The sequence below is a fragment of the Paenibacillus glycanilyticus NBRC 16618 genome, from assembly GCF_004000805.1.
Classification (GTDB): Bacteria; Bacillota; Bacilli; order Paenibacillales; family Paenibacillaceae; genus Pristimantibacillus; species Pristimantibacillus glycanilyticus.
In genome coordinates this window covers 70363-77929 of sequence record NZ_BILY01000035.1, presented here as the reverse complement: position 1 = coordinate 77929, position 7567 = coordinate 70363, and the positions used below count along the sequence as shown (strand labels likewise).

Sequence of the window (7567 nt, the reverse complement as noted above, 5' to 3'; positions counted from 1 at the left end):
TGCGACATCGTTAAGGCAGACGAATAGGGCGAGTAGGGTGAGCTTAACGATGCGGCACATCGTTAAGATGCGGGAAGTGGGGAGGGGCAGATATGTGTCGGTGGCGATGAATGATTGAAGTACAATCTACCCAACAAAAAAACCGTAGCAGGCTGGCCTGCTACGGTTTTCTCTTATCGCCTTAGCGGAGGTTTGGAATATCAACTTCCGGATTCGTGTCTGCTTCGTAGTCGATACCGTCGGTTTCGAAGCCGAACAGCTGGAAGAACTCGCGGCGATAGCCTTCAAGATCGGACAGCTCGTAAACATTTTCCGTGGTAATCTCGCTCCACAGCTTATCTACCGCAGCTTGGACGTCTTCGCGCATTTCCCAGTCATCCATGCGGATGAGGCCTTTTTCGTCAACCGGCGTAGGGCCGTCTACATACAAGCGGGTAGCGAACATGCGGTACATTTGCTCGATGCAGCCCTCATGAATGCCTTTTTCCTTCATTACTTTGAAGAGCGCCGAGATGTACAACGGCACGACCGGAATCGCGGAGCTGGACTGCGTAACTAGCGCTTTGGCAACCGCAACATAAGCGCGTCCGCCAGTGGAGGACAATTGCTCGGTGAGGTTGTGCGCCGTAGCCTCCAGATCGTTTTTCGCGCGGCCGATGGTGCCGTCACGGTAAACCGCATGCGTAATTTCCGGACCGATGTACGAGTAAGCAATCGTAGTAGCGCCTTCTGCAAGCACGCCGGCTGCTTGGAGATCGTCGATCCACATTTGCCAGTCTTCGCCGCCCATGACGGTAATCGTCTGGCTGATTTCTTCTTCCGTAGCCGGTTCAATCGTAGCTTCGGACACAACGCCGTTATGGAAGTTAACGGTTTTGTTCGAATAGGATTGACCGATCGGCTTGATCACCGAGTTGAACACTTCGCCTGTCTTCGGATGAACGCGGCGAGGTGCGGCAACGCTGTAGACGACGAGATCAACCGAGCCAAGCTCCGTGCGGATCAGATCGATCGTTCTTGCTTTGGTCTCGTCGGAGAATGCGTCCCCGGTGAGGCTGAACGATTTCAGGCCGGATTCCACAGCAGCCTTCTCGAAGGCAGCGGAGTTGTACCAGCCCGGCTTCGCCGTACGGTTGCCTTCCGCGCCTTTGCTCGTAAATACGCCAACGGTATTCGCGCCAGCGCCAAACGCCGCAACGATGCGGGAAGCAAGGCCGTAACCCGTAGATGCGCCGATAACAAGCACATTGCGCGGACCTTTCAATTTCGGTTGGGACTGTACGTATTCCACTTGGCGGTTCACTTGCTCCGCGCATCCAACCGGATGGGCGGTTGTGCAGATAAAGCCGCGGGATTTCGGTTTAATGATCATATGGTAAAATCCTTTCTTCCTTAAAATCATAATTATAGGTTCAGTCCACAATAAGACAAGCCATTTCTCATTTTACCGATTTTTAGCTCTAAAGGGAAGTTCACGGACAAAGGAAATCATAAAAAACAGGGCTAAGCCCATTGAAACAGCGATTGCTGCAGGGTTAGCCCTTGTCGTGTAAGTGTAGTGCCGCTTGCTTAATACCGGCCGGAGATTTGCTGCTCCGCCATCTGGATCAGGCGTTTGGTAATCGTCCCGCCAATAGAGCCCATATCGCGAGTCGTCATATGGCCGTAGTAGCCGTCAGCGGGAAGCTCTATGCCAAGCTCTTGCGCGATTTCGAACTTAAGCTGTTCAAGCGCGGCGCGGGCATTCGGAACTAATAATGATTTGCGGTTAGCCATGGAAAGTGCCTCCTAAAAAATGTTCGAATTAGACGACCATTTATTACCGTTATTATGTGATACAGGGATAAGAATTATCCGTAAATTCACCCTTTTTTTACCTTAATGTCGGTTAAAACAAGCGCAATGACTGTAATCCGGCCAAGTTGCATAAACTGGATGTATTCCATACTGTAGGAGATGTGATACAGATGAAGGATTTGTTCGGAAGAGCCGTATCGTTTGGACTTGGATTTGCGGTGACAAGCAAGGAGCAAGTAGAGAAGCTGGCGGAGGAATGGGTGCGAAAAGGCGAAATTACCAAAGCGGAATCGTCCGTCTATGTCGATGAGCTGCTCAAGAAAGGCGAAGAAACACGCAATAAAATTGAAGAAATGATTCGCGAACGCGTACAATCCATCATTGGTGAGAAATACGTAACCAGAGAGCAATACGAGCAGCTGGAGCAGCGTGTGGCGGCGCTTGAGCATAAAGAAACCCCTGTGGACTGATCTGAGGCGGATGTATGAGCGTAAGATCGAAATTCCGTCATTTGCAGCGTTATCGGGAGATCGCTGTCGCTTTTGTCCGCAACGGCTTTGGGTATATCGCCAAGGATTTGGGACTGCCGGATACGGGACTGGCGCTGCGTGGCGGTGAAAGGCAGGGCATTCGCAAACGGGGAGTCGGAGAGCGGCTTCGCATGTTTCTGGAGGAGCTTGGTCCAACCTTCGTCAAGCTGGGTCAAATGGCGAGCATACGGCCTGACCTGATTCCTGCTGGCATTATTGCGGAGCTGGAGCAGCTGCAGGATCATGTTCAGCCTTTTTCGTATTTGGAAGCCGTACATATTATTGAAGACGAGCTGGGTTCGCCGATTGAGCAATTATTTGCAGAGTTTAGCGAAGAGCCGCTGGCTTCCGCGTCAATCGGGCAGGTATACCGGGCCAAGCTGATAGACGGCACGGTGGTAGCGGTAAAAGTACAGCGCCCATCTATACAAAAGGTCATCGAGACCGATCTCGATATCTTGTCGGAGCTGGCGCGGGTTGCGGAGCATCGTCTCGAATGGGCGCGCAGCTACCGGCTACGCGACATGATCGACGAAATTGCCAGAGCGCTTCGCGCCGAGCTTGATTACGGACTGGAGGCACGCAATGCGGAGCGGTTCGCCGCCCAGAGCAGCAGGTTTGACGGCATCATCATTCCGGCGGTGTACTGGGAGTATACGAGCAAGCTTGTTCTGACGATGGATTACGTGGAAGGGATCAAGCTGTCGGACCGGGAGCATCTCGAGCAGGGTGGCTATGACCATAAAAAACTAGCGGAGCGGTATTCCAAAGCGATCTTTCAACAGGTGCTGGTGGACGGTTTTTTCCATGGGGACCCGCATCCGGGGAATGTGCTGGTTTTGCCTGACGGGAACCTGGCTTTTCTGGATTTCGGGATGGTCGGAAGGCTTACGCCGGACATGAAGCAGCATTTCGCCACCTTTGTAATCGGCCTGCGCAATCAAAGCACAAGTACGATTATCCGGGCGATTAACGGGATGGGCTTTATCCCCGATGCTACGGACAGGAAGGCGCTCCGGGCTGACGTGGACGAAATGAGGGACAAATATTACAAGGTTCCCCTTAGCCAGGTAAAGATCGGGGAGTCGGTCAATGAGCTGTTCGCGCTTGCTTTCCGCCACGGGATTCGAATTCCGTCCGAGCTTACCTTGCTGGGAAAAACATTCCTCACCCTGGAAGGCGTAGTGACGGCGCTTGACCCGGATTTCAGCGTGTTTGACGTCGCCGAGCCGTTTGGCCGGAAGCTGGTGATCGAGAAGCTGGACCCGCGTCGGCTCGCGCGCAAATGGGTGGATGACATCCCGGATTATCTGGAGCTGCTCTCGGATGTTCCGCTTAGTCTGAGGAGCGTGCTCAATATGATGCGAAGGGGAAGGCTAGGGCTGGATCTTGCCATTCCCGAATTAAATGCCGTGCTGAAAAAGCTGGATCAGATCAGCAACCGGTTAAGCCTCAGCATTGTGCTGCTGTCGTTCAGCATTATTATGGTTGGCCTTATTATAGGCTCGTCAATGGGGCATCAGAGCACGCTGCTGTGGAATATACCGGCGATTGAGATCGGGTTTGGGATTGCTTCGATTCTGTTTGTGTGGTTAATTGTTGCAATCATACGAAGCAGATAGTTATTTGTTTGATTAGGAATAACGGAATGTATCTCCTTCCAGCCGCTGTTGTCAGCCCTTACCTTGAACAATTTTTAAGGGGGGTAAAGTGCGTGACAAAGGCGAACGCTACGCTCTTCCAGGAGATACATTGCCTCTATTCTTTATCAATTAATTTTGGGGGAACAGGTAAAGGAGCAGGGGGGATTCCCTGCTCCTTTTTTTATGACTTATAGTCTTCTGCGGTTGAAATATTTGATGAACAGACACGAGAGGAGCAAGACAAGGATTGCGATACCGGCCGTAATGGCTTCTTTAGAGTTATCCTGCTTAGGCTGGTTGCCCATGCCCATGCCCATTCCGGGGAAACCTCCGCCGCCCATACCGCCGCCTTGGAAGCCATCCGGTGGCTGGCCCATACCTCCGCCCTGGAAATCTCCCGGCGGGGCTCCCATATCGCCGCCAGGGAATCCCATGCCGTCGCCGCCTTGGAACCCGTCCGGCGGCACGCCCATATCGCCGCCTTGCTGCTGGCCGCCGTTGCCAGCGCCGGTACCGGCTTGGCCTTGCTGCGCATCGGCGCCATTCGCGCCTTGCGCGGCAGCCGGTACCGCGCCTTGCTTGCTGTCCGCAGCGCCATTGGTGCTCTGCTGTGCAGCGGCACCCTGCTGCGCCGCATTACCGCCCGCGCCTTGGGCTGCCGCAGCACCTTGCTGCCTTCCGCCTGCGTCTGCGGCATTTTGCTGGCGGTTGCCGCCGCCGCGCATGCCACCGCCGCCAAAGCCGCCACCGCTGCCGGAGCCGTCGCCCGAAGAGGGGATCGTGCCGTCGAGCTGCTGCGAGATATTGCTGATCGTGCTTGCATTGGTCGAGACCAACGATTTGACTCCCGCCTCATACTCCTCATACGTGTAGAACGAGGAAGGATCCGCTTTGACATACGAGGCGATCATCGTGTTTAGCTCATTTACTCTTGCCTGGAATTGCGAGTCCGACAAGTAACCGTCAACGATCTTTTGAAGCATCTCATGGTACTTCTCTTTGTATTCATCCACGGCAAGCAGCTTTGCGACCAGCGGACGGTCCGCAAGCGCGCTTTGCGTCGGCTCGTCGATTAAGAGACTGCTCGAACCTCCGCCGCCCATCATTCCCATGCCGCCAAAGGCCATATTGTAATCCCACGGCAGGATGGAGAAGACGCCGTCATCCTCATACAGATAATAATTCTGCTTGTTGCCTCCAATGTAGCTGTCCATATTATTGGTAGCTGCGTTTAGGGCGATATACCCCAAGGCATCATCGACATTGATATATTTCTCCAGATCGGTACCGTTGTTCAGCTCGTTCAACATATCGATCAGAATGTCGTTATTGGAGGATTTGGATTTTTGCGCAAGACCCGGGTAAGAATCAAGCTTGTCGTCGATCCAGAGAAGATCGCTGCCCGTCGACATAACTCCTTTATACAATGCGCCATACGCATTGCCGAAGTTGCGGTTCAGATATTCATCTCCGACTTGTTCGACCGCCAAGTAGAAGCCCCACAGTTTATCGTTCACATACACGTTAACGAACGAGAACTTTGGTGTCGGCAGCCCCATCTGTTCGGCCAGCTCATACGTCAGAAATTCCCTCATATAGGAAGCATCGCTGTAATTATTGTTCAGATTGATTTTGCTGATGCCGCCAAGCGTCTGGTTCACGTATTCGTCAAAAGAGATCTTGAAGCTGTACCGGTCGGAATCATCCATCCGCACGACGCTTGCAAGGCTTAAGTTGCCCTTGGCGCGGATGCCGACATTATCGAAATGCTCTCCGTTATAATCGACGGAGGCCGCGTGATATTCCTCGGCGCTGGCATTATCAATAATGTCCTGAAACTGATCTTCATCGATCGTAATTTTCACGTCGACGACTTTGTCCTTCGGAAATACGGTTTCGTCTAAAAACTGCTCCTCCTTGGAGGCGGCTTTGTTCTCAGCACTTTCTCCCTCATTGTTAGCTGCCGGCTTGGAGCCGCATCCTGTTAATCCGATGATCAGAATGATGGAGAAGAGCGTCAGTATAAACTTCTCTTTCATCTTAAGCACCATCCTGTCTTTTACGATACGTAATCTCCGTTGTAACTGATCAGAACGGCATTGCGAACGCCGGCAATCTGCGACAGCTCGTTTACAAAACGTCCTTCCTGATCGTTCAGACGGACTTCCAGCGTAATTTCGATATTTCCTGCGGATACGGTTTTTTGCTTCACGTTATAGCGTTTAACCAGCTTGCCGACTTGTTGCTGAACTGCCTTTTCGCTCTCGTCATTTGCGCATTGAACAACCAGAAGGTACGGATTTTCCACCTTGCCGCCTTTTACGAACAGGAAGAGGACAAGCCCGATAACAACAGAGCCAACAACGGCAAGAGTGAAGAAGCCTGCGCCGGTTACGATACCGGCAGCTGCCGCCCAGAATAGGAAGATCAGGTCGGTCGGGTCTTTGATTGGCGTACGGAAACGAACGATCGAGAGAGCGCCGACCATACCGAGGGACAGGACGAGGTTCGAGTTGACCGCCAGAATAACGACGGACGTAATGATGGTCATCCCGATCAGGGAGACGTTAAAGCTCTTGGAGTATAACACCCCGCTGAAGATTCTTTTATAAAGCGTGTAAATAAACAGCCCGATTAAGAAAGAGATAGCGAGCGTGATCAGCATTTTCGAAATATCGATGCTTGAATTGAAGTTGTCGAGGACCGAGCTTTTGAAAAGGTCGGAAAACGTGTTGGTCGTATCGGTTGCGTTAGTTGTTGTATCCATTGGTTTAATAATCCTCCCACGAGTTATATTTCAGAAATTTACGGCAGATGACGTACTTGGACGCCGATTGCCGGTTCAGGCCTTCAAGCTGCAGCGCAGTCTGAATGTAGCCCGGGATGTACTCATCGAATTTCACTTCCAGGATGATGAGATCTTCATCAATCGCTTTAACGGGCGCCAGCTCGGGATCAAAAATATCGACCGCATGCAGCCCGGTCCGCAGGTCCTTATCGAACGTAATCCGTACGTTGCCGTTATGGCAGACATAAGGCTCGCGCACATAATCGACGATTACCTTCGGACGAAGCAGATTGTCGTGCATTTCATTGTAGATCTCCGTAAACAGCGGCTTGTCCGGCACGTTCAGAACCTCGTAATCCCCAGCCATAATGCGGTTGTACATCTCTCTGGTAAGCGGCTCCTTCAACTTGGCGATGTAGTCCATCCGTTTAAGCTTTTTTTCGAAATGAATGACTTTGTCCAGGCCGTTGTAGATGCGGATCCGGTACTTTTTCCTGTCCCGGAAGCCGCCCAGCTTGTCGTTTAAGGCGGTATTGCTAAAATCGTCGAAATACAAGCTCCGGATATGGTATTCACCGGTAGAACCCGCATGCTCGTCGGGTTGCATCAGATGACTTAACCGTTGGCGAATCGTGAAATATTGCAGATGGTTGATGAAAAATTTCAGCTCATTCCTGAATTTGATTTTGCTCATTATTACACCTCATTTCACTGTCATGTTTGCTTTCGTTTACATTCTCTTAACAAAACTAATTGTATAGGCTGAGTCTGATGCTAATCTTAACGCTGGCTGAAAGAATGCTGAATGT

Annotated in this window: 7 protein-coding genes; 2 read left to right on the top strand and 5 right to left on the bottom strand. The window is 51.8% G+C overall.

The features are described from left to right. Window positions 1–181: 181 nt before the first annotated feature. Complete coding sequence (gene fabV / locus PGL01S_RS23500; protein ID WP_127496968.1) at window positions 182–1372, bottom strand: enoyl-ACP reductase FabV; 1191 nt, start codon at window positions 1370–1372, stop codon at window positions 182–184. 197 nt (window positions 1373–1569) lie between these two features. Beyond that, complete coding sequence (locus tag PGL01S_RS23495) at window positions 1570–1776, bottom strand: alpha/beta-type small acid-soluble spore protein (protein WP_127496967.1); 207 nt, start codon at window positions 1774–1776, stop codon at window positions 1570–1572. 191 nt (window positions 1777–1967) lie between these two features. Here PGL01S_RS23495 and PGL01S_RS23490 point away from each other — a divergent pair, with 191 nt between their 5' ends. Beyond that, entirely contained in the window at window positions 1968–2267 is a 300-nt protein-coding gene (locus PGL01S_RS23490; protein WP_127496966.1) for a phasin family protein, read from the top strand. A gap of 14 nt (window positions 2268–2281) precedes the next feature. Continuing rightward, complete coding sequence (locus PGL01S_RS23485; RefSeq protein ID WP_127496965.1) at window positions 2282–3949, top strand: ABC1 kinase family protein; 1668 nt, start codon at window positions 2282–2284, stop codon at window positions 3947–3949. A 209-nt stretch (window positions 3950–4158) separates the two neighbouring features. Here the strand turns inward: PGL01S_RS23485 and PGL01S_RS23480 are convergent, their stop codons facing one another. From PGL01S_RS23480 to PGL01S_RS23470, 3 genes are read right to left on the bottom strand one after another with little or no spacing between them, the layout of a single operon-like run. Then, the gene (locus PGL01S_RS23480) at window positions 4159–6009 is read right to left on the bottom strand and encodes a CotH kinase family protein (RefSeq protein ID WP_127496964.1); all 1851 of its coding nucleotides are present in this window, start codon (window positions 6007–6009) and stop codon (window positions 4159–4161) included. A 20-nt stretch (window positions 6010–6029) separates the two neighbouring features. Continuing rightward, window positions 6030–6737, bottom strand: a complete 708-nt coding sequence (locus tag PGL01S_RS23475) for a DUF4956 domain-containing protein (protein ID WP_127496963.1) — start codon at window positions 6735–6737, stop codon at window positions 6030–6032. A gap of 4 nt (window positions 6738–6741) precedes the next feature. Next, a complete protein-coding gene (locus PGL01S_RS23470; RefSeq protein ID WP_373864169.1) occupies window positions 6742–7452 on the bottom strand; it encodes a polyphosphate polymerase domain-containing protein in 711 nt (236 codons plus the stop codon). Window positions 7453–7567 lie beyond the last annotated feature (115 nt).

What these genes read in the sequence shown, in the direction of transcription:
- fabV (WP_127496968.1), bottom strand. Translation starts at nt 1,372, where the DNA reads ATGATCATTAAACCGAAATCCCGCGGCTTTATCTGCACAACCGCCCAT.
- PGL01S_RS23495 (WP_127496967.1), bottom strand. Translation starts at nt 1,776, where the DNA reads ATGGCTAACCGCAAATCATTATTAGTTCCGAATGCCCGCGCCGCGCTT.
- PGL01S_RS23490 (WP_127496966.1), top strand. Translation starts at nt 1,968, where the DNA reads ATGAAGGATTTGTTCGGAAGAGCCGTATCGTTTGGACTTGGATTTGCG.
- PGL01S_RS23485 (WP_127496965.1), top strand. Translation starts at nt 2,282, where the DNA reads ATGAGCGTAAGATCGAAATTCCGTCATTTGCAGCGTTATCGGGAGATC.
- PGL01S_RS23480 (WP_127496964.1), bottom strand. Translation starts at nt 6,009, where the DNA reads ATGAAAGAGAAGTTTATACTGACGCTCTTCTCCATCATTCTGATCATC.
- PGL01S_RS23475 (WP_127496963.1), bottom strand. Translation starts at nt 6,737, where the DNA reads ATGGATACAACAACTAACGCAACCGATACGACCAACACGTTTTCCGAC.
- PGL01S_RS23470 (WP_373864169.1), bottom strand. Translation starts at nt 7,452, where the DNA reads ATGAGCAAAATCAAATTCAGGAATGAGCTGAAATTTTTCATCAACCAT.